Annotated in this window: 17 protein-coding genes, 2 tRNA genes and 1 pseudogene; 12 read left to right on the top strand and 8 right to left on the bottom strand. The window is 70.5% G+C overall.

Going from position 1 to position 20,869, the window contains the following annotated elements:
* Window positions 1-511 precede the first annotated feature (511 nt).
* Entirely contained in the window at window positions 512-1,786 is a 1,275-nt protein-coding gene (locus tag ACH34S_RS31650) for a hypothetical protein (RefSeq protein WP_395956505.1), read from the bottom strand.
* Window positions 1,787-2,126: 340 nt separating this feature from the next.
* On the opposite strand from ACH34S_RS31650, the gene ACH34S_RS31645 reads away from it, so the two are divergent.
* The 4 genes from ACH34S_RS31645 to ACH34S_RS31630 all read left to right on the top strand — a co-directional run bounded on the left by ACH34S_RS31645 (window position 2,127) and on the right by ACH34S_RS31630 (window position 8,912).
* Window positions 2,127-3,650, top strand: coding sequence for a hemolysin family protein (locus ACH34S_RS31645; protein ID WP_395956504.1), 1,524 nt, complete (start codon window positions 2,127-2,129; stop codon window positions 3,648-3,650).
* The gene (locus ACH34S_RS31640; RefSeq protein ID WP_395956503.1) at window positions 3,638-4,651 is read left to right on the top strand and encodes a hemolysin family protein; all 1,014 of its coding nucleotides are present in this window, start codon (window positions 3,638-3,640) and stop codon (window positions 4,649-4,651) included. The genes ACH34S_RS31645 and ACH34S_RS31640 overlap by 13 nt, the downstream gene beginning before the upstream one ends.
* A gap of 74 nt (window positions 4,652-4,725) precedes the next feature.
* Entirely contained in the window at window positions 4,726-5,850 is a 1,125-nt protein-coding gene (locus ACH34S_RS31635; protein WP_395956502.1) for a cation diffusion facilitator family transporter, read from the top strand.
* Window positions 5,851-5,882: 32 nt separating this feature from the next.
* Window positions 5,883-8,912 carry a hypothetical protein gene (locus ACH34S_RS31630; RefSeq protein WP_395956501.1) on the top strand — a complete coding sequence of 1,010 codons (3,030 nt, stop codon included), beginning with the start codon at window positions 5,883-5,885 and terminating at the stop codon, window positions 8,910-8,912.
* A 3-nt stretch (window positions 8,913-8,915) separates the two neighbouring features.
* Here ACH34S_RS31630 and ACH34S_RS31625 read toward each other — a convergent pair whose 3' ends face one another.
* Together ACH34S_RS31625 and ACH34S_RS31620 are read right to left on the bottom strand one after the other, a co-directional pair.
* Window positions 8,916-9,332, bottom strand: a complete 417-nt coding sequence (locus tag ACH34S_RS31625; protein ID WP_395956500.1) for a phage holin family protein — start codon at window positions 9,330-9,332, stop codon at window positions 8,916-8,918.
* A gap of 131 nt (window positions 9,333-9,463) precedes the next feature.
* Window positions 9,464-9,991, bottom strand: coding sequence for a hypothetical protein (locus ACH34S_RS31620; RefSeq protein ID WP_395956499.1), 528 nt, complete (start codon window positions 9,989-9,991; stop codon window positions 9,464-9,466).
* A 97-nt stretch (window positions 9,992-10,088) separates the two neighbouring features.
* Here ACH34S_RS31620 and ACH34S_RS31615 point away from each other — a divergent pair, with 97 nt between their 5' ends.
* The 5 genes from ACH34S_RS31615 to ACH34S_RS31595 all read left to right on the top strand — a co-directional run bounded on the left by ACH34S_RS31615 (window position 10,089) and on the right by ACH34S_RS31595 (window position 15,434).
* On the top strand, window positions 10,089-10,850 hold the full coding sequence (locus tag ACH34S_RS31615) for an HAD family hydrolase (RefSeq protein WP_395956498.1): 762 nt from the start codon (window positions 10,089-10,091) through the stop codon (window positions 10,848-10,850).
* 43 nt (window positions 10,851-10,893) lie between these two features.
* A complete protein-coding gene (gene recQ, locus ACH34S_RS31610) occupies window positions 10,894-12,741 on the top strand; it encodes a DNA helicase RecQ (protein WP_395956497.1) in 1,848 nt (615 codons plus the stop codon).
* Between the two features lie 90 nt (window positions 12,742-12,831).
* On the top strand, window positions 12,832-13,329 hold the full coding sequence (locus ACH34S_RS31605) for a DUF5666 domain-containing protein (protein ID WP_395956495.1): 498 nt from the start codon (window positions 12,832-12,834) through the stop codon (window positions 13,327-13,329).
* Window positions 13,330-13,383: 54 nt separating this feature from the next.
* The gene (locus ACH34S_RS31600) at window positions 13,384-14,073 is read left to right on the top strand and encodes a response regulator transcription factor (RefSeq protein ID WP_395956494.1); all 690 of its coding nucleotides are present in this window, start codon (window positions 13,384-13,386) and stop codon (window positions 14,071-14,073) included.
* Window positions 14,070-15,434 carry a sensor histidine kinase gene (locus ACH34S_RS31595; protein ID WP_395956493.1) on the top strand — a complete coding sequence of 455 codons (1,365 nt, stop codon included), beginning with the start codon at window positions 14,070-14,072 and terminating at the stop codon, window positions 15,432-15,434. The genes ACH34S_RS31600 and ACH34S_RS31595 overlap by 4 nt, the downstream gene beginning before the upstream one ends.
* Before the next feature lie 161 nt (window positions 15,435-15,595).
* Here ACH34S_RS31595 and ACH34S_RS31590 read toward each other — a convergent pair.
* Window positions 15,596-15,668 (bottom strand) — tRNA-Arg (locus ACH34S_RS31590).
* Window positions 15,669-15,857: 189 nt separating this feature from the next.
* Between ACH34S_RS31590 and ACH34S_RS31585 the strand changes: the two genes are divergently transcribed.
* A complete protein-coding gene (locus tag ACH34S_RS31585; protein ID WP_395956492.1) occupies window positions 15,858-16,286 on the top strand; it encodes a hypothetical protein in 429 nt (142 codons plus the stop codon).
* 155 nt (window positions 16,287-16,441) lie between these two features.
* Window positions 16,442-16,533 (top strand) — tRNA-Ser (locus tag ACH34S_RS31580).
* Between the two features lie 151 nt (window positions 16,534-16,684).
* On the opposite strand, the pseudogene ACH34S_RS31575 reads toward ACH34S_RS31580, so the two are convergent.
* Window positions 16,685-16,852, bottom strand: a pseudogene (locus ACH34S_RS31575) (hypothetical protein); the annotation flags it as partial.
* Window positions 16,853-17,036: 184 nt separating this feature from the next.
* Here ACH34S_RS31575 and ACH34S_RS31570 point away from each other — a divergent pair.
* On the top strand, window positions 17,037-17,285 hold the full coding sequence (locus ACH34S_RS31570) for a GNAT family N-acetyltransferase (protein ID WP_395956491.1): 249 nt from the start codon (window positions 17,037-17,039) through the stop codon (window positions 17,283-17,285).
* A 393-nt stretch (window positions 17,286-17,678) separates the two neighbouring features.
* Here ACH34S_RS31570 and ACH34S_RS31565 read toward each other — a convergent pair whose 3' ends face one another.
* The 3 genes from ACH34S_RS31565 to ACH34S_RS31555 all read right to left on the bottom strand — a co-directional run bounded on the left by ACH34S_RS31565 (window position 17,679) and on the right by ACH34S_RS31555 (window position 20,773).
* Window positions 17,679-18,503 carry a hypothetical protein gene (locus ACH34S_RS31565; protein WP_395956489.1) on the bottom strand — a complete coding sequence of 275 codons (825 nt, stop codon included), beginning with the start codon at window positions 18,501-18,503 and terminating at the stop codon, window positions 17,679-17,681.
* Between the two features lie 265 nt (window positions 18,504-18,768).
* The gene (locus tag ACH34S_RS31560) at window positions 18,769-19,104 is read right to left on the bottom strand and encodes a hypothetical protein (protein WP_395956488.1); all 336 of its coding nucleotides are present in this window, start codon (window positions 19,102-19,104) and stop codon (window positions 18,769-18,771) included.
* 496 nt (window positions 19,105-19,600) lie between these two features.
* Window positions 19,601-20,773 (bottom strand): hypothetical protein, encoded by a 1,173-nt coding sequence (locus ACH34S_RS31555; RefSeq protein WP_395956487.1) that lies wholly within the window; start codon window positions 20,771-20,773, stop codon window positions 19,601-19,603.
* Window positions 20,774-20,869 lie beyond the last annotated feature (96 nt).

Raw genomic sequence — 20,869 nt, 5'->3', positions numbered from 1 at the left:
CCGCCGCGCGAGGCCGTCCGGCCGGACCCGAGCGTCCGCGACCCGCTGCTCGCCGAACCGCCGCTCGACGCCGCGCTCGGCCCCGACCGCCCGCTGGGCGCGGACCGGTTGGGCGCTGACGGCACAGACCGATTGGGCGCGGACGGAACGGACCGGTTTGGCGCGGAGGGAACAGACGGCGCGGACGGCGCGGACGGCGCGGAACCGCTCGGCGCGGGGCCGCTCGGCTGCCTTGTCGTCGGAGGCGCCACCGGCGGCGTCTGCTGCCTCGTCACCCCGGCCGCCGCCGCACCCGGCCCGCGCCCGCCGGGTGCTGGAGCCGCCCCATGCCCAGGCCGCGACACCGCTCCTCGCACAGTTTGCGCAGGCTGCGGAGGTGGAACGGGCGACGCGACATGGGCAGGGGGCGGGGTCATGGGCGGGACGGGTTGTGAGGGTGGGGCCATGCCGCAGACGTCGCAGAAGCCGTCGGCCTCCACTTCGCCGGTGCAGCCGGGCTGGGAGCATCGGTTCATCGGCGGGTCCCCGTCTCGCTTTCGCACGCCCTGACCGCCCGCTGGTACTCCGCGAGCACCGTGGTGGCCCTCCGCAGGTCGCAGGGCGCCGTCCAGAGCATGTCGCGGGCCTCCCCGTACAGCTCGGTGAGCTGCTCGTCCTCGACGACGCCGAGCCGTGCGGCCTTGGCCCGGTACGCCTCCAGGCGCCCGCGCAGCTCGCCCCGCCGGTCGAGCAGACCGGCGCTGAGACGCAGGTCACCGCGGGCTCGCTCCAGCGCCTCGGTGGCGGCGCGTTCGAGCTCGGCGAACCGTCCGGCCAGCTCGACCCAGCGGCCGGCCTCGCGGAGCCGCTCCAGCGCGGCGAGCCGGTCGCGGAGCGCGATGCCGAGCCCCCGGGCCGGCTCCGGCAGGTTCGGCGACTGGATCTTCACGAGCGCGGTCGCGTGGGCCTCGCAGGCGCGCCGCTCGGTGCTCTCGACCTCCTCGATGGACGCCGTGACCCGCGCGACGAGCTCCGCGTAGTCGTCGCGCATCCGGGCGACACCGGTCAGCTCGTCGCCCAGCGACGTCAGCACGGCGCGGACGCGGTCGAGCCGCCCCGTGTCGGGACGCCCGTCCCGGACGAGCGACAGCGGATCGCAGCGGACGACGCGGCCCAGCGCGGTCAGCTCGCGGCCGACGCGGTCCAGCTCGGGATGGCGGGTGCCGTCGAGGGTGTGCGCCAGCCGCGCCGTGTCCCGCCAGCTCTCCTCGACCTCTTCGAGGGGGAGGAGCAGCGCCGTCCAGGCGGCGTCGGCGGCGGCGATCTCGCGCGCGACGAAGTCGTAGGCGGCGGACATCATCTCGACGGCCTCGTCCAGCGTCACGCGCTGTTCCTGCGGCCCGAGGAGCGTGCGGTCCTGCAGCGGGATCTCGCCGTCGGGGAGTTCGACCGACCGGCCCGCGAGCAGCCCGGTCAGCTCGACGAGCGTCGCCGCGTCCGGACGGGACGAGCGTCCGCGCAGCTCAGAGGCGGTGTCCAGGACGCGCTGGTAGGCGTCGAACAATGCCCACAGCGTCGTCATCCTGGTCTTCGCGTCCTCCCAGCGCCGCCAGGTCTCGCCGGTGAGCCGGGCACCTTCGAGAAGGCGGCTGCCCTCGTGCCCGTCGAGGTCGAAAAGCGAGGTGGAGATGCGGTCGCGTTCGTCGCGAAGCCTCCGCAGGGCATGGTCGACGCCTTCACGGCTCATGGGCGCGGCAGCCCCGGCCCCGCTCTGCTCCAACGTCAGCCCCGCGATCGCTCCAACCATCCCCCTGAGCATGCCCGGACAAGGCGGTCTGGGAGCACGGACCTGCCCAGTATCGGACGTACCCTCTCATACAAGTGTGATCCGTGACACTGAACGAGACAAGCGCCATTCTGCCCCAGATGATCGGCGGCGCGCGATACCCGCCCGCGGCACGGCCCGCGCCCGCCGCCGGGGGCCGCCGCGGACGTGTCCCTCCGGTCCGTAGGCCGGTGACCTCGCGGGTCGTACCCTGTGCTTCGGGAACCTCGGTGTCCGGGGTGACGTTACGACAGATAGTCCTGTATGAGAGGAGTGGTGAGTCCGCGGTGTCGGACCCCAGTGATAGACCCGGTGCCGTGCTGTGAGCGCGGTGCTGGGAGTGCTCGCGGTGGTCCTGCTGACCGCCGCAACCGGATACTTCGTCGCCCAGGAATTCGCCTTCGTCGCCGCCGACCGTGCGGCGCTCGACCAGGCCGCCGAGCGCGGTGACACCTCCGCCCGGCGCGCGGTCAAGGTCATCGGCAGGCTGTCGTTCATGCTGTCGGGCGCGCAGCTCGGCATCACGATGACGACCCTGGTCGTCGGATTCATCGCCAAACCCGCGCTCGCCGAGCTGATCCGTCCGACGCTGGAGGTCGCGGGCGTGCCCGAGGGCGCGACCGGCGCGATCGCGCTCGCCACCGGGTTCGTCCTGGCGACGCTCATCCAGATGCTGCTCGGCGAGCTGTTCCCCAAGAACCTCGCGCTCGCGCGCGCCGAGTCGCTGGCGCGCGCGCTGGCCGCGTCCACGCTCGTGTACCTGACGGTGGCCGGGCCGCTGATCCGGCTGTTCGACCGCTCGGCGAACCGCCTGCTGCGCGCCGTCGGCGTCGAGCCCGTCGATGAGCTGCACAGCGGCGCGACGCTCGAAGAGCTCGGCGACATCATCGGCAAGTCGCACATCTCCGGGCATCTGCCCGCCGACCTGTCCGGGCTGCTGGAGCGGGCCGTGTCGTTCGGCGACCTCACGGCGGACGAGGTCATGGTGCCGCGCCCGCACGTCCGGACCCTGCCCGCCACCGCGCCCCTCTCCGACCTCGTCGCGCTGATCCGCGAGACCGGGCACAGCGCGTACCCCGTCTACGGGCAGGAGGTGGACGACGTCATCGGCGTCGCGGGAGTCCGCGAGGTCGCCGATGACGGGCTCGACCCGTCCACCCCGGTCGGGCAGGTCACCCGGCAGGCGCTGCTCGTGCCCGGCAGCCAGCCGCTGTACGGGGTCATCGAGCACATGCGCGACGCGGGCGAGGAGTTCGCCTGCGTCGTGGACGAGTACGGCGGCCTCGCCGGCATCCTCACCTTCGAGGACGTCGCCGAGGAGCTCGTCGGGGAGATCGCCGACGAGACCGACCGCCGCGAGGACGCCCCGACGTCCGGCCCCGACGGTTCGTGGCTCGTCGACGCGAGCATGCGCATCGACGAGGTCGTCCGCCTCACCGGCCTCGACCTGCCCGAGGGCGACGCCTACGACACGCTCGGCGGGCTCGTCATGGCGGAGCTGCGCCGCCTGCCATGCCCCGGCGACCGCCTCACCCTCGACGTGGCCGGCGGCCCGGTCGAGCTGGAGGTCGTCAGCGTGGCCCGCCGCGTCGCCGAGAAGATCCAGCTCCGGACGGTGGCAGCGGCGTCGGATTCGGCTCCGGCTTCGGCTGATTCGGCTTCCGGCACGGCGGAACGTCCGGAGGTCTCCGACCCGCCCTGCGAGGTCCCGGCCCCAGCCACCGAAACGGCCGCTGGAGCGGCCTCCTCCGAGGCGGCCTCCGAGGCGGCCTCCGAGGCGGCCTCCGAGGCGGCCTCCGAGGCGGCCTCCGAGGGCGGCACGGTGGAGGCGTCATGGACCCGCTGACCACCCTGCTGATCACCGTCCTGCTGCTGGTCGGGAACGGGTTCTTCGTGGCGGCCGAGTTCGCGCTCGTCGCCGCCAACCGGCCGCAGCTGGAGCGCGCCGCCGCGAAGGGCAGCCGCCCCGCGGTCGCCGCCGTCGCGGGCGTCCGGGAGCTGTCGCTGATGCTCGCGGGCGCGCAGTTCGGCATCACGATGTGTTCGCTGGGCCTCGCGATCGTGACCGAGCCCGCGTTCGAGCACTTCCTCGAACCACCGCTGCACGCGCTCGGCGTCCCGGAGGCGGGGGCGAAGGCCATCGCGCTCGGCTGCGCGCTCGCCGTCATCACGTTCCTGCACATGGTCATCGGGGAGATGGCGCCGAAGTCGTGGGCGATCGCGCACCCGGAACGCTCGGCGCTGATCCTCGCGCTGCCGTTCCGCGCGTTCGCGAAGGTTTCCAGGCCGATCCTGTCGGCGCTGAACGCGGCGACCAACACGCTGCTGCGGCTCATCGGCGTCACGCCGAAGGACGAGCTCGACCCGCACACCGACCCGGCCCGGCTCATCCACCTGGTCGGCGAGTCCCGCCGCCTCGGCCTGATCGGGCGGCGCGACCACGAGCTGCTCCGCCGCGCGATCTCCGCCCGGGAGGCCACCGTCGGGCGGCTCGTCGTGCCCGCCACGTCCGTCACCACGATCGGCGCGGACGCGACCGCCGCGCAGATCCGGCGGACCGCGACCGCCAGCGGCCACAACCGGCTCCTGGTCCGCGACGAGGACGGCGCGATGACGGGCATCGTCCACGTCCGGGCCGCCATCACCGAGCCCGGCGGCGACCGGCGGGCGGGCGAGCTGGCCCACCCGGCGCCCGTCCTCACGGCGGAGACGACGATCCTGGACGCGGTCAGCCGCATGCGCCGCGCCCGCGCCCAGCTCGCCGTCGTCAACGACGCGGACGAGTTCGCCGGCATCGTCACCCTGGACGACCTCCTGGCGGAGCTACTGGCCACCAACCCGCACTGACACAGGCCGCGTACCTGCGACAACAGCGCAGTTGTCGGGATGCTGCAACGGGGTTTTCGGGTCATCGTGGAGCTATGAGCACCCACGTCCCGAACACCCCGCAGGGCGATCCCCACCGGCAGGCCAGCGCTCAAGGCCACGAGCACGGGCATGGGCATGGCCACGGACACGGCCATGGGCATGGGCACAGCCGTGGGCATGGTGGCGGCCACCGGCTTGGGCGGGCGTTCGCGGGGCGGTTGCTTCATGTGCTGAGGCCGCATTCGCACGAGGCGGGCGACAAGGTGGACTCCGCGATGGAGGCGAGCGCGCAGGGCATGCGCGCACTCTGGATCTCCCTCGCCGGGCTGGGCGCGACCACCGTCCTCCAGGCGGTGGTGGTCGTGTTCACCGGGTCGGTGGCGCTACTCGGCGACACGCTGCACAACGCCGCCGACGCGCTCACCGCCGTCCCGCTGGGCATCGCGTTCGTCCTCGGCAGGCGCCCGCCGAACCGCCGCTACACCTACGGGTACGGGCGCGCCGAGGACCTCGCCGGGGTGATCATCGTGCTCGCCATCGCGGCGTCCGCGACCGCCGCCGGGTACGCGGCCGTCCAGCGCCTCGCCCATCCACAGCCTGTGGATCACGTGGCCGCCGTGGCGGGCGCCGCGCTCGTCGGGTTCGTGGGCAACGAGCTGGTCGCCCGGTACCGCATGCGCGTCGGCCGCCGGATCGGCTCAGCCGCCCTGGTCGCGGACGGCCTGCACGCCCGCACGGACGGCTTCGCGTCCCTCGCCGTCCTGCTGGGCGCCGGCGGTGTCGCGCTGGGCGCGCCGTGGGCCGATCCCGTGGTCGGGTTGCTGATCACCTTCGCGATCCTGACCGTCCTGTGGCAGACGGCACGCGAGGTCTGGCGCCGTCTCATGGACGCCGTCGACCCCGACCTGGTCGACCGCGCCGAGGCCGCGCTCTCCTCGACGCCCGGCGTCCTGGGGGTGGGCGACGTCCGGCTCCGCTGGATCGGCCACCGCCTGCGCGCCGAATGCGACGTGGTCGTCGACCCCGCCGCCACGGTCATCCGCGCCCACCAGATCGCGGTCGACGCCGAGCACAGCCTGCTGCACGCGCTGCCCCGCCTGTCGGGCGCCCTCGTCCATCCGGACCCGCAGCCGCGCGACGGTGAAGATCATCACGCCGTGCTCGCGGGGCACCGATAGCCGCTCACCTGTGAGACGTTAGTCGCGGGCAGATGGGGAAAATACGCCCCGGGCGGTCGATCTGGGACGGGATGACGTTGGTGAAGCAGCCTCCAGGAAGCAGCGGGCCCGAGGACGAGCGCCTCGAGACCGCCGATCACGGGCAGCCCACGCCCGTCTATGTCCCCGAATCCGAAATCCCGACCGTCACATTCCCCCTGCCCGACGACCCGTCCCACCCGGACGCCCCGGACGCCTCGGACGAGGCTGCCCCCGAAGACGAGACGCCCACCGGCACCGAACCGGCGGACGACACCGTCCAGCCGGCAGACGAACCCGCACCCGTCACCGAACCGGAAGCCGCCGGGGAACCGCTGCCCGAGGTCACCGACGCGGAGCAGCTCGACGAAACGGCCGCTGACACGAGCACGGCCCCCGACCAGCCGATCGTCGACGACGTAACCGCTGACGACAACGTCGAAAGCGAAGACGCGACCGGCGCCGAGCCGGAAGCCGTCGAGGAGCCGGAGCCGGAGCCCGAGACCGTCACCGGCGCGGGCACGGCGCCCGATATGCCGACCGTCTCCGACGACGACGCCGCCGCGGACGCCGAAGAGCCCGCAGTCGCAGACATGGACGACGAGGCGATGCTTGACCCCAGGGCCGGATTCGGCACGATGCCGTTGCCGGTGATCGGAGCCACGCCCCAGCTCGGGACGAAGCTCCCCGAAGACGGCTGGGGCGGACGCGACCTGGTCGAAGACGTCTACGGGCCGCTGACCGCGTTCTACGAGCAGCTCGACGCGCGCCTGAAGGAGGTGCCCGAGGACGTTCCGCCGGTCGGCTGGACGCCGCATATCGCGGCCCTGCGGGCATTGCGCGAAGAGCGCGTCACGGGCGACTGGGACGTCCTGGCCCGGTTCCTCGTCGCGCCGGGATCGCTGGAGGAGAGGGCCGAGCCGCTCCGGCTCATCGAGGCGGAGAACGGGGACGAGATCGTCCACGAGAGCGTCAAGGAGCTGGCGGCGGCCGACGGCCGGGCCCTGCTGGTCGCGCCCACGCCGGAGCGGGCCGCCGAGCTGCTGCGGCGCTTGGAGGACGACCCCGAGGTGTTCTCCCTGATGATCGAGACGCAGCCGGCGACGGCGGAGGCCCGCTCGGTGGAGACGCAGGCCCTGCCGCCGGTGGACGACGCCGACGTCCCCGAATCGCCGCCGCCACCGGCGCGGGAGCACGGATCCAATGGAACGGTCGAGTTCAAGCCCCTGACCGGCCGCCCCGAGCACGAGCACGAGCCCCAATCCGACCCCGCGCCCGAGTCCGAGTCCGAGACGGAGACCGGGACAAGCGACGCCGGAGCGGCGGGAGTGACCCGGGTCGAGGCGCTGCCCGCCGTGCCCGCAGGGGAGCCCGTCGTCCCGGCGGAAGGGCCGTCCGCGCCGGAGACGCGGGTGCGGTCGGCGGCGTTGCGGCCGGTGGGGGAGGCGTGGCGGCTGTCGTGGGAGACCGAGACGCGCCTGCTGCGCCGCGGGCTGATGTGGCTGGAGCAGTGGCCGCGGGACGCGGCGGCGCTGCAGGCCGTCCAGGCCGGGAACCTGCGGCGCCGTGAGGCGCTGGACGCGGAGCGCGCGACGCTGACCGCCACGATCGAGGAGTCGCGGCACGCGGCGGAGGACGCGGAGCGGGCCGCGGTCGCGGCGGAGGGCGAGGCGGAGCGGCTGACCGCCGTCCAGGAGGAGGCGGAGGCGGAGCTGGCCGGTCCCCGCGCGGAGGCGGAGCGGCTGCGGACGATCGCCGAAGAGGCCGCTGCCGAGGCGAACGCGGTGACCCGGACGGCCGACGCGTCCTACGCACGCTGCGTCCAGCTCGACGAGCGCGCCAAGACCGCACAGGCGGAATTGCAAGGCGCACGCCAGGCAGAGGCATCGTTGACCGACGAACTGGCAAGGGCCCGGGAGGCGCTCCCAGGGGCGGCCGAGGAAGCGCACCGCCTGACGGCCGCCGACGCGGACGCCGCAGCCGAGGGCCACGCCGCCTACTACCGCCTGGTTTCGGCGGAGTCGGCGCTGTCGGCGATACGCCGGAAGATGACGCTCGGGCAGCGGCTGCACGTCGCGTCGCCGCCGTCGGAGCTGCGGAGCCTCCGCGACGAGGTCAGGGCCCGGACGCGCGAGGCCGATGAGGCGGTGAAGCGGGCGCGGGAGGCCAAGGACGCGGCGGAGCACGCGGAGCGGGTGCGGCGCGGGCTGGCGTCGTTCGTGTCGGAGGGCGGGGCGCGGCTCCAGCAGGCGCAGGAGGCGCAGGAACGGCTGGGGACGGAGCTGGCCTGGCTCGCGACCGAGCGGGAGACCGCGGGCCGCGAGCACCAGGAGCAGGCGCGGCTCGCGACGGCGGCGGTCGAGAAGGCGAACCAGGAGGGCCGGCGCGCGCACGTCGCGCAGCAGGCCGCGCAGGCCATCGAGCAGCGGGTGACCGCCGCCCGGACGGCCCGCGAGGAGGCCCTGGCTGCGGCGCGGCGGGCCCGGTCGGAGGCGGAGACCGCCGCGTCCCGGGCGGCGGACACGGAGGCGGCGCTCGACCGCCACATCGCCGCGGCCGCCGAGGAGATGTCAGCCCGGGACGCCGATCTGGAGACGGCGGCGCGGACGGAGGAGCGGTCGCGGCAGAACGTCCTGGAGATCTGCGGCTCGGATCCCGCCGACAACCCGGAGGCCGTCCCGGCGCACCAGCGCCGCGCGATGGCCCGGATCGAGCAGCTCACCGCCTACACCGACGGCCGGCGGACCGCCGAGGGCGAGGTCCTGCTCCGCACCGCCGACCTCGTCGTCGGGACGCCGACCGGGGTCGGTCTCACCGCCCGCGACGAGGAGTTCGACGCGTTGATCGTCGCGGACGCCGGGGCGCTCACCGACGCGGAGTTCCTCATCGGCGCCGTCCGGACCCGCCGCTGGATCCTGGTGAGCGCGCCGGGCGTCCATCCCCCGGAATACCGCGAATACGCGGACGCGCCCGCCGGGAGGCTGGAGGCCGGTCCCTTCGAGCGCGCCGCGAGCGCCGCCCCACATCTCGTGGACGCCCGCTGAGAATCAGTCCTTCTTCCTGTCCTTCTTGTCGTTCTTCCTCCTGTCGTCGTCCTTCTCGGGGACGACGAGGTGAAGCAGCCAGCCGGCCACGCCGACGACGATCGCGCCCCAGAACGCCGGCCAGAAGCCGGTCACGTGGAAGGGCAGGTCGAGTTCCCCTGCCAGCTCGCTGGTGAGCCAGAGCAGCAGGGCGTTCACCACCAGGCCGATGAGGCCGAGCGTGAGGACGTAGAAGGCGCAGCCGAGCGTCTTGATGACCGGTTTGATGAAGGTGTTGACCAGGCCGAAGATGGCGGCCACGGCGACGAGCGTGAGGGCGCGGCGGCCGTCCGATTCGCCGCCGACCGAGATGCCGTCGATCAGCACCGTGGCGACCCACAGGGCGACCGCGGTGATGCCCACCTTGAGAAGAATCCGCACAATACGATCCTCACCGGCGCGGACCAGGCCCGTCATCCCTCTGCGCGGCGATCCGCCCGGACGCTTCGCTCATCATCCAGAACGACCCGTCCGGCACCATCGGACACCCGCCGGGGATCGGCGGGACGAGGTCAGTCCTGTCGGTCGAAGAACGGGGAGGTGGCCGGGATCTGTGACCGTCCGGCGACATGGGTCCCGGGGCCGGCCGGGGCCGGTTCCCGCCGCGCGGTCCGCCGGTGCCCGCCCGGCTGCCCGACCGGCTGGCCGGCGGGCTGGCCGCCCGGACCGGCCGGACGCGCCGCGGCCGGACGTGCCGCGGCCTGTCCGGCACCGGGGTTCTGCCGGACGCGCGCGAGCTCCCGCTGCAGCCGCCGCTTCTCCATCTCCAGGGTGGTCAGCGACTCCTCGTGCTCCTCGCGGAGGTCGCGCAGATCGCGGCGCGTCCGGACGCGCCTGCCCGCGCCGAGGAAGGTCAGCATCATGCCCGCGAAGAAGATGACGGCCAGGCCCGCGCCGGCGAAGAAGACCTGCCATTGCTCGTTCACACCGGGCACGGTCTGGCCGAAGACGATCAGGTTCGCGGGTTCGGTGTTGTCGAGGACGACCCCGACGACGACGGCGATGGCGGCCGCGACCAGCAGGAAACCGAGGAACACCATGGGCAGCTCTCCTCTGTGTTGACTCCGGATGGGGGCGGAAGAGACTCCACCATGCCAGACCGAGTCTGGATCATGTCGCATTCGCCCGGATTGATCCATGTCAGACAGGGTTAGTCCGTTCCAGTACGGCGGTTCCGTCCCGCCGCATCGGGTAGTGATCGCGACGACGCGCACCGGAAAGACCGCGGAGGAGATGACCATGCCCGCGCAGGCCATCGTGTTCGACCTGGACGGCGTCCTCATCGACTCCGAGCCGGTGTGGGAGGAGGTGCGGCGCGCGTACGTCGCCGAGCGCGGAGGACGCTGGCGGGCCGACACCCAAGAACGCCTCATGGGCATGAGCACCGTGGAATGGGCCGCCTACATCGCGGACGAGCTCGTCGACGGGGTCACGGCCGATGAGGTCGCCTACGAGGTCGTCGACCGGATGTCCCAGCGCTACGAGGACGAGCTTCCGCTGCTGCCGGGAGCGGAGTCCGCGGTCCGGCGGATGGCGGAGTACCGTCCGCTCGGGCTGTCCAGTTCCTCGCCGCGCGCCCTCATCGACATGGTGCTCGGACAGATCGGGGTGGTCGGCCTGTTCCGCGCCACCGTGTCCACCGAGGAGGTCGACCAGGGCAAGCCCGCGCCGGACGGATACCTGACCGTGGCCGCGCAACTAGAGGTGCCCGCCGGTTCGTGCATAGCGATCGAGGACTCGACCAACGGCCTCCGCTCGGCCCACGCCGCCGAGATGACGGTGATCGCGATCCCCCGCCCGGACAACCCGCCGTCCGCCGACGCACTCGCCCTGGCGGCCCACGTAGCGGACAACCTCGACGAAATCACCCCCGAGCTGGCGGAGGTTATCCACAGCTGAGCTTTCCCGGGACGGTGCCGGAGGCGGCTCATAGTATGGGCCGATGACTTCCCCCGAGAGCCCGGAGACCCCCGAGACCACGGAGAGCCTCGCCGTCCTGCGGCGCGTGTTCGGGTACGACGCGTTCCGGGACGGCCAACGGGAGATCATCGAGCATGTGGTCGCCGGCGGCGACGCGCTCGTCCTCATGCCGACGGGCGGCGGGAAGTCGCTGTGCTACCAGATCCCGGCGCTCGTCCGGAAGGGCACCGGGATCGTCATCTCCCCGCTCATCGCCCTCATGCAAGACCAGGTGGACGCCCTCCGCACGCTCGGCGTCCAGGCCGGATTCCTCAACTCCACGCAAGACCTCGACGAGCGGCGGGTCGTCGAGGCGCAGTTCGTCGCTGGCGAGCTCGACCTGCTCTACCTGGCGCCCGAGCGCCTCCGCCTCCCCGCGACCGTCGACCTCCTCGACCGCGCCAACGTGTCCCTGTTCGCGATCGACGAGGCGCACTGCGTGTCGCAGTGGGGGCACGACTTCCGTCCCGACTACCTGATGCTGTCCGGCCTGCACGAACGCTGGCCGAACGTCCCGCGCATCGCCCTCACCGCCACCGCCACCGAGGCCACCCGCAACGAGATCGCGTCCCGCCTCCAGCTCGAGCAAGCCCGCCACTTCGTCGCCAGCTTCGACCGCCCCAACATCCAATACAGGATCGAACCCAAGACCGACGCGAAGCGCCAGCTCCTGCGCCTCCTCCAGACCGAGCACAAGGGCGACGCGGGCATCGTCTACTGCCTCTCACGCAACTCCGTCGAGAAGCACGCCGCGTTCCTCACCGAGAACGGCATCGAAGCCCTCCCGTACCACGCGGGCCTGGACGCGCAGACCCGAGCCGCCAACCAGTCGCGCTTCCTCCGCGAAGACGGCCTGGTCATCGTCGCGACGATCGCGTTCGGCATGGGCATCGACAAGCCCGACGTCCGTTTCGTCGCCCACCTCGACCTGCCCAAGTCGGTCGAGGGCTACTACCAGGAGACCGGCCGCGCCGGACGCGACGGCCTCCCGTCCACCGCCTGGCTCGCCTACGGCCTGCAAGACGTCGTCAACCTCCGCAAGATGATCGACGGCGGCGAGGGCGACGCCGCGTTCCGCCGCCGCCAGGCCACCCACCTCGACTCCATGCTCGCCCTCTGCGAGACCGTCGAATGCCGCCGCGTCCAGCTGCTGAACTACTTCGGCCAGCCCGCCGACCCCTGCGGCAACTGCGACACGTGCCTCACCCCACCCGAATCGTGGGACGCCACCGTCCCCGCGCAGAAAGTCCTCTCCGTCATCGTCCGGCTCGACCGCGAACGCCGCCAGAAGTTCGGCGCCGGGCACATCATCGACATCCTGCTCGGCAAGAAGAGCGCGAAGGTCATCCAGTTCGACCACGACTCCCTCAAGCCCTTCGGCGTCGGCACCGAACTCCGCGAGACCGAATGGCGCGGCGTCGTCCGCCAGCTCCTCGCCCAGGGCCTCATCGCGGTCGAGAGCAACCACGGCACCCTGCTCCAGACCGACGCGAGCTCCGAGGTCCTGCGCGGCGAGCGCAAGGTCATGATGCGCCGCGAACCGGAACGCCCCGCCACCAAGGCCGCCAAGACGGCCAAGGAACGCAAGGCCCCGGTCGAACTCCCCGCCGAGGCGATGCCATTCTTCGAGCGCCTCCGCGCCTGGCGCGCCGCCACCGCGAAGGAGCAGGGCGTCCCCGCCTACGTCATCTTCCACGACGCGACCCTCCGCGAGATCGCGACCGCCGTCCCCACCACCCTCACCGAGCTGGGCCGCATCAACGGCGTAGGCGAGAACAAGCTAGCCAAGTACGGCACCCAGGTCCTGGAAACCCTCACCAGTTCCGACTAGCACCCACACCCCAACAAAGACGGAGATTCCCAGGCTTCTCCCAGAATTCGGCACAGACTTCTACCAGTCACGACCGCTTAGATGGGCGGCATGCGAACCAACCGAAAGACGATCGCGGCCGGAGTAGGCGCCGCCGGTGTCCTCGGGCTCGGCCTCTACCTGGCCGTCCCGGCGTCCGCCGCCGACCCGTCCCCGTCCCCCAAAAAGACGACGGCACACCCCGGCGACGGCCCCCGAGGCAAGTGGCACGACCGCAAGGGCCACCCGGGCAAGCGGCAGCACCCCCACCGCCACGCCCGCCCCTTCCGCGGCGTCCACGGCGAGGCCACCGTCCGCCGCAAGGACGGCTTCCACCTCGCAACATGGCAGCGCGGCAAGATCACCGCCGTCTCAGCCACTACCGTCACCGTCCGCAGCGACGACGGCGTCTCCTGGACGTGGACGGCCAACGCGAACACCCGCGTCCGCAAGAACGCCGAGAAGTCGACGCTCAAGGCGCTCGCGTCCGGCGACCAGGTCCTCGTGGTGGGCGAACGGTCTGGCGACACCCGCAACGCACGGCTGGTCCACGTCCCGAAGCCCCGCTAGGGCGGGTACGGTCGGAGCCACGACCAGGGCATACGGCACGATCTGCGGGAGCCGATGAGCGAGAACCGGCGGGTGCTCGTCGTGGAGGACGAGGCCAACATCCGCGATCTGATCGACGTCGCGTTGCGCTTCCACGGCTTCGCGACCGTCACCGCGGACACCGGCGAGGAGGCGCTGCGCACAGCGGGCGAGGAACGTCCCGACCTGATCCTCCTGGACGTCATGCTGCCCGATCTCGACGGCTTCGAGGTGTGCCGGCGGCTCCGCGCGTCCGGCGACCAGGTCCCGGTGATCTTCCTGACGGCGCGGGACACCCCGTCCGACACGGTCACCGGCCTGACGCTCGGCGGCGACGACTACGTCACCAAGCCGTTCTCGATCGAGGCCCTGATAGCCCGCGTACGAGCCGTCCTACGCCGCACGACCCCACCCCCCACTGAACCCCCGAACACCGACGTACTACGCGTCGCAGACCTGGAACTAGACGAGGCACACTGGCGCGTCCGCCGCGGCGGCGTCGACGTGGATCTCTCACCGACCGAGTTCCGCCTCCTCGCCTACCTGATGCGGAACGCGGGCATGGTGCTGTCGCGAACACAACTCCTCGCGGGCGTCTGGGGCTGGGACCACGGGAACCCGCAGGTCGTCGAGACCTACATCAGCTACCTGCGCCGCAAGCTCGACCCGCTCGGCACGCCGCTCATCCACACCCAGCGCGGCGTGGGCTACGCGCTGCGGCCATGACGCTCAACGCCCGGCTGCTCACCGGCCTGCTCGCCGTCACCTTCACCGGGCTGGCGATCATGGGCCTGGTCAGCGCGCTCGTCCTGCGCGGCTACCTGATGCACCGGGTGGACGAGCAGCTCCAGGCCACCCGCGACCGCGCCGTCCCCCGCCTCCTGCGCCCCGGCCTCCCCGAACAGGGCGTCGCTCCGGCCCGCTTCGTCGTGCTGGCCGTCGGCCCGGCGGGACGGGTGAACGTCCTCAGCGGCGACCAGCCGTCTCCCACTCGCGCAGTAGCCGAAGTCGAGAAGCTCGGCCAGAAAGAACTCGCAAACCGCGCCCGCACGCTAGAACCCTTCTCCCTCCCCGGCCTGCGCGCCGTCGCACGCCCCTGGCGGAACGGCATCGTCGTCGTCGCGTCCCCGCTCGACGAGATCCACTCGGCGGTGCGCAACCTCGTCCTGTCCGAGATCGCCACGGCGTCGCTCCTCCTCGCCGCCCTGATCGTGCTCGGCCGCCGGCTGATCGGCCGCGGCCTCCTCCCGCTAGACCGGATGGCCGCCACCGCGCACGCCATCACCGCCGCCGGCGACCTGCGCGCCCGCATGCCAGGTTCGTCCAGCCGCACCGAGACCGCCCGGCTCGCCGCCGCGATCAACGTGATGCTGGAGCGGATCGAGCAGGCGTTCTGGGCCCGGAGCCGCTCCGAGGCCCGCGTCCGCGAGTTCGCCGCCGACGCCTCGCACGAGCTGCGCACCCCGCTGACGACCATCCAGGGCTACGCGGAGCTGTACCGGCACGGCGCTCTCGGCCCGGACGAGCTCCCCGACGCCATGCGCCGCATCGAGGACGAGGCGAGCCGCATGAACAAACTGGTCACCGACCTCCTGGAGCTAGCCCGCCTAGACCGCGAGGCTTCCCTGAACCCAACCCCGACAGACCTGGTTTCCTTGGCCCGCGACGCCATAGCAGACGCCACGGCGTCCGCCCCCGACCATCCCCTGACCCTGGACGCCCCCGACTCTCTGATCGCGACCGTCGACGAACCCCGCCTTCGCCAGGTCCTGGCCAACCTCCTGGCCAACGTCCGAACCCACACACCCCCCGGAACACCCGCGACGATCCACGTAGCGCCAGGACTGATCGAGGTAACAGACCAGGGCCCTGGCATGCCCCCCGACGCCGCCGCCCGCGCCTTCGAACGCTTCCACCGCACCGACCAGAACTCCCCCGGAGCCGGCCTGGGCCTCCCCATCGTCGCCGCCATAGCCGCCGCCCACGGCGGCCGAGCCGAACTCTTCTCAGAACCGTCCAGGGGAACAACCGTCCGCGTAACCTTCGCCTCGCAAGCCCCCCGCGAGACCAAGGGCCAAAGCATCTGACTACGGATCAGAAGGTCAGAGCCACACGAACCCGACCGATCGCCACGCCGCCGCAGCCCCAGCAGCAAATGCCCGAAATGCACGGCCACCAGCGACTTCGCCCACAGCCGTCCGGCACGACGTAGGCCCCCTCCGGGACCGGAGAGGGCCTACAAAATGTGCGCACCCGAAGGGATTCGAACCCCTAACCTTCTGATCCGTAGTCAGATGCTCTATCCGTTGAGCTACGGGTGCTTGCCGGGCCAACTGTACCGGCTCCGCCGACCTGACCGCGAATCGATTGGCCGGCACATCGTTGCGCGAGCGTGACTTGAGTCACGGAACCCCTAGTGCCCTTGTTACGCCAAAGTGGTGTCTGTGACGGGAGTGACGCGCGAGGTCGCGCTCGTCCCGATGCCCATACCCCCCTGAAGGAGAATCCACATGCGCATGTCCGCCACCAAGCTCGTCGGCGTTCTCGCCGTCGGTGGCCTGTTGCTCGGTTCCACGGGCTGTGGCGCGGTCGACGCCATCGCCGGCGGCAAGAAGACGACCGCGTGCAAGAACATCGAGAAGGAGCTCCGGTCCTTCACCACCGGTAGCTCGTCGATGACGTCGCCCAGCGGCGCCTCGTCGACGGCCCAGAAGTTCTCCGACACGGCGGCCAAGGTGCGCGCCGAGGGGCAGAACGCCGGCGGCGACGTCGAGACCGCCGCCACCGCGTTCGCGGGCGACCTCGACAAGACGGCCGAGTTGCTGCGCAAGCTCAGCTCCGGCGACATGTCCGCCGGAATGCCGGACACCGCCGCCATGCAGCAGCACGGCAACGACTTGGCCGACGCCTGCGGGTACAGCGCCTTCCGGCTGGGCTGACCGTCGGCGATCCGCTCCCGCGGCCTCGGGAGCGGAACGCCGACCCGCCATCTTCGCGCAGCGCCGTCGACTCCGACTATGCTGCTGGGACCCACGGGCCAGACTTTGCCGGTTGGCGCGCCGAACCGGTAACCTGTCTGGGCCTGACGGCTACTGGAGGATTCGCCTAGTCCGGTCTATGGCGCCGCACTGCTAATGCGGTTTGGGTGCAAGCCCATCCGGGGTTCAAATCCCCGATCCTCCGCCACTTTCCAGCGCCTCCGTTGAGGGTGAGCACTCTCGGCGGGGGCGTTTTCGGTGTCTGGTGTGGCCATGGTGTGGCCATCACGTCGCAGCGGCACCACGGCGGCCACCGCTTCGGCCGCGGCCTTGGCCACCTCGGGCAGGACCGAGGTGTAGGTGTCGGCCGTGAATGACGATCGCGAGTGCCCGAGCGTCGCGCTGATCACCTTCATGTCGACCTTGCCGAGCAGGCCGAGCGTCGCCGCTCCGTGCCGGAGATCGTGGAACCGGATGGGTCGCAGTGGGCCGCTGTCGATGGCGACCTTCACCGTCCGTGTGCTGATCCGATGACGTCGAGCGATGCGGTCGACGGGCCAGCCATCCTCGGAACGCCGCCTACGAACGGTGTTGTAGCGCTCGATCAGGGCGTCGAAACGCTGGGAGATCCATTCCGGCCGTAGCGCCGAGCCATCCTCATGGTGGAGTCGGCGACCGGCGGCGAGGTGATCGGCTTTTGCGCGCCTAGCCGTGGATGCCCAGCATCCAGGCCAGTCGAGTGCTCAGCTCGGGTTCGCTTTGCGCGCCGACCGGTGGGGCAAGGGCCTCGGCGCTGAAACGGTGCGGCTGCTGCTCCAGCTCGGTTCCGAAGACCTCGTTTTGCATCGGCTATGGGGCGCTCGCAGCCCCGACAATGCCATGTCGGCGCGGCTGATGACCAAGCTCGACATGATCGAGGAGGGGCGGATCCGCGGCCACCTTCGCCTGCGCGGAGCCTGACGGGACTCGGTGGTGCACTCCCTTCTTGAGGACGACGATTGGCGTTCTGCGCCCGATAGGGATGGCAACCCAGGTAGAAGTCGGGACGGCGGCGCGCGGAGGTCGCGGGGCGTTCGTGCTCGATCGCCATGAAGGTGCCGGTCCATTCGCTGGATGCGTTCACGCGGATGCCGCCCTATTCAGTCTTAAGTGCCGCCGCGACCGCGGACACGGCCACTGAGCGCCCGTTCCTAATCCAGAGCTGTCGACGGACGCCGAGGAGGCCGCCTACGAGATGCTGGCTCAGACGGGTCGCTCCTCGACCTCGCTGCGGTCGATCAGGGCTTCTGAATCGACCTATCGCGGGTTCGCGTGCTCTGCGATTCGCGACGTTCCCGGGTGAGGAAGGGGCACTCAGGGTCCCTTGCCTTCGGCGACCAGGGCGTCCTGCTCCTGACGGTCCTGGCGGATGTCCGCCCCGTGGAGGCTCTCCTGTTTGATCGCCTGGTCCGGTTCATCCCCAGGCCACGCGATGAGCAGGTATTCCTCGGTGGGCTCGTCGTCGCCGCGTGCTTCTCCGTAGTCGCGGTTCCGCGCAGCGACGAGGATCATCATCCGGCCTGGTGGCAGGTCGGGGGTGAACGTCATCAGCGATGGCGCCACGGTGTCGTCGGCGCCGACGACCTGCATGGGGCCGCCGGTCCAGTCGATCCCGATGACGACGATGTCCTCCCACGCTTCGGCGTCGACGGCGGGCTGCCGGTCGGCTAGTTCGGCGGTGACGGTGATGGGATCGTCTTTCACGCCGGTGTCGATCAGGGCGGCTCCGGCGGGGTCGCGCGCAGCCTCGGCCAACCCGTTGGCTGCGGGTGGGTCGGCTGAGCCTGGCATGCAGCCGGGCGGGCCGATGAGGAACCGGTTGTACTCGGGGAAGATCGTTTCGGTGGGCATCGCAGCCCTCTCTCGTGGTCGTTGGCGCGAACGTTCGGTGCTGCCCTGCGGAACGGTGTGGGCGGGTTCGGCGCGGGTCTCGATGGGCAGGCCGAGGATGAAATAGCCCTTGTCGGCGATGCCGCGTTCGGTGAGTCGCCGCACCACCGAGCGGACCATGGCGGGGGTGATGCGTTTGTCGATGTGGGCCAGCATTCGTTTGCCGCCCGATTCGATCCCGAACGCGACCTCCCGCAGGCCGTTGGCGGCAAGCTGGTCGAGGTGGTGTGGGGAGCCGGTGCAGGACACCGGCCAGCTCGCGGTTCATGCGCCGATTCGACCGCCTGCACCAGCTCGGACGCTGCTTCGAACTCGTGGTCGCCTACACCTCGGATGGGGAGCTGCACCCCTCCTGGCGCCCGGACGCCGAACTCACCCACGAGGCCTCGGTCAGCAAAGCGACGGCGTACGCCCCCCGCCCCTGCCTGTCCACGTCCCCTCTAGCTTGCATGAGGCACTGGCAGGGTGCATTGCGAATACGTGAGCGTTACGCTCCACCGGTCAAACAACGATCTCAATCAGCATGACGTTGACGCTCATCTCCAGTGTCGAAAAATCGAGCTATATAATCCTCCTGATTCAAATCACTCTCTCGGATAAGAGAGAAAACTTCACTCCCGTGACCCGGAGCATCCCCTACAAGGTAGGCCTGGGTCAGGCCAGCAAATGAAACGCCATCAAATATGCTCGCATATTCAAGCGCCTCAGACTCTGCCATGGATATTGCATCGTCGAAATCCTTCGCCTCCCAGAGGGTGATTCGCTCCTCATAGGTGCCGGTGATCGAATCTCGGAATACGCAACGAATGCCGAACCAGGTTGTCCTGTTGTCAATCAAGGTCGTCCACACTCTTCGTTTGGTAGCAAACTTGTGCTCCACGGGCGAACAAGCGGCTGGCCTTGCCATCAAGCGCCACAGGAGCCCACCCACTTCCCGTTTCGCTTCTGGACATTTCGATCAACTTCCATTTTCTCAGTACGCCTCAGCTTCTTCGTTGCGATATTCTACTTCTTTCGGCCGCACGGCCGTCCAGCGTTCTTATTCTGTACGGCGAGGGTTCGTAACAGGAAGCGAGCGCGGCGGCGACCGCGATCGGGTGGATGCCCGGTTCACCAGCGCAACAATATTCTGCGTGGACACCTGCGGTGTCTCTCAGATCGGGACCACGCCAATCTGGACTGCCCTGACCTCCCCGATGCCACGCCTGCGCCTTCGCCAAGGTCAGGGTCAGCTTCCGCCAACTGTCAGGGGTTCCGCATTCTGTCATGCGGAACCCCTTGACTCCTGGAGGTCTTCAGTTGCATTTTGCCGATCTCACCGTGAGTTCGGGAAGTATCGGCTGTTTCTACGGGATCGGCTCCAGGACGTAGGTTCCTGTGCCGTCTGGTCTGCCCGTGCTGTATTGGCGCATGGTTTCGTTGTCGGTTATGCGTTCCTGGCCGATCATGAAGCCGCTCATCTTGTTCTGCAGGCCGACTAGGTTCGTGCCAGGCACGTCCTGGTAGACGTAGAAGCGCTGGCCATCGTCGACGGTTCGGCATTCATCCTCGACGAACAGGGCGTTCTCCGTGGGCGCGTCCGCGGCCTTCAAGGTCAGGCACTTCTTGCTCTGGCGGGTGAGGAAGACGTGCTCGACCATGCCGTTGGTCGTCGGTCCCTGGCAGACCTGCCATTGCACCCTGTTGGACTTCGCCCAGGCGTGCAGCCGGAACTCGGAGGTGCCGTCGGCGTTCCACCAGAACAGCAGACGATCAGGGGTGGCGATGCGGTAGTAGCCCGCCAAGCAGGTGAAACCCGGTGGGAGTGCCGCGGGCGCCGGGGCGTGGCCGGTCACCGGGGCGGGTGGCGGCTGGGGCGCCGGTGCCGGGGCGCCGGTGCAGCCCAGGACCTTCTGGGCCTTGCTCATAATGCTGCCGGCGGGCACCTTGTCCTCGCATCGGACGGCCCCCTCCTCGATGGTGGAGAAGGTCGTGTAGGTGCCCCCGGGACGCTCGACCCACCGGGTGGCGAACCGGCCGCCGCCCAGGTCGACGCGGCCGCAGTTGAGGCTGCCGTAGACGCCGGTGACCTTGCTCGTCCCCTGGTAGAGGCCGTAGTAGCCGGGTTTGAGGAAGTTCCAGGTGATGGTCTGGGACTGGGCGTTGGTGGTGGCCGTGGACTTTCGCACCGTGCGGTTGACGAACGCTTCGACCTTGAACAGGGCTCCGATGCTGAACCCGCTGCTGATCTGGGTGGTGCCGCCAACGTCGACCGTGACCACGGTCTGGGTGCTCATGGTGACGGTCTGGGTGCCGGTCGAGCCGTCGGTGATGTAGTACCCCTTGAAATGGGTGATGGTGGGATCGGTCACCGCGCTCTTGATGAACGGATGTCTCTTGCCCAGGTCGGCGGCCGTACAAGCATCGCCCGCCTTGGGATCCTCGGCCGCCGTGGCCGGTCTGACGGCCGTGTTCATGAACGCCGATCCGGCCACGAGCGGAAGCAGCAGGGCGTGCGCCAGCAGCTTGATCTTTACCACGGGGTAACTCCAGAGTGGGAGATTAGAGTCAGGAGCACATTCACACGATTCGCCGCACGCGAGGAGGCCCACGTTCAGGCCAGATGCGGCCTCATT

This window comes from Actinomadura sp. 3N508 (assembly GCF_044326375.1).
Lineage (GTDB): Bacteria > Actinomycetota > Actinomycetes > Streptosporangiales > Streptosporangiaceae > Spirillospora.
This window is presented reverse-complemented; position numbering and strand designations above follow the sequence as displayed.

Bases quoted from the DNA above. Each gene is read 5' to 3' on its own strand.
- ACH34S_RS31585 (WP_395956492.1), top strand. From the start codon at position 15,858: ATGCGCATGTCCGCCACCAAGCTCGTCGGCGTTCTCGCCGTCGGTGGC.
- ACH34S_RS31615 (WP_395956498.1), top strand. From the start codon at position 10,089: ATGTCAGACAGGGTTAGTCCGTTCCAGTACGGCGGTTCCGTCCCGCCG.
- ACH34S_RS31605 (WP_395956495.1), top strand. From the start codon at position 12,832: ATGCGAACCAACCGAAAGACGATCGCGGCCGGAGTAGGCGCCGCCGGT.
- ACH34S_RS31635 (WP_395956502.1), top strand. From the start codon at position 4,726: ATGAGCACCCACGTCCCGAACACCCCGCAGGGCGATCCCCACCGGCAG.
- ACH34S_RS31620 (WP_395956499.1), bottom strand. From the start codon at position 9,991: ATGGTGTTCCTCGGTTTCCTGCTGGTCGCGGCCGCCATCGCCGTCGTC.
- ACH34S_RS31640 (WP_395956503.1), top strand. From the start codon at position 3,638: ATGGACCCGCTGACCACCCTGCTGATCACCGTCCTGCTGCTGGTCGGG.
- recQ (WP_395956497.1), top strand. From the start codon at position 10,894: ATGACTTCCCCCGAGAGCCCGGAGACCCCCGAGACCACGGAGAGCCTC.
- ACH34S_RS31600 (WP_395956494.1), top strand. From the start codon at position 13,384: ATGAGCGAGAACCGGCGGGTGCTCGTCGTGGAGGACGAGGCCAACATC.
- ACH34S_RS31595 (WP_395956493.1), top strand. From the start codon at position 14,070: ATGACGCTCAACGCCCGGCTGCTCACCGGCCTGCTCGCCGTCACCTTC.
- ACH34S_RS31630 (WP_395956501.1), top strand. From the start codon at position 5,883: ATGGGGAAAATACGCCCCGGGCGGTCGATCTGGGACGGGATGACGTTG.
- ACH34S_RS31650 (WP_395956505.1), bottom strand. From the start codon at position 1,786: ATGGTTGGAGCGATCGCGGGGCTGACGTTGGAGCAGAGCGGGGCCGGG.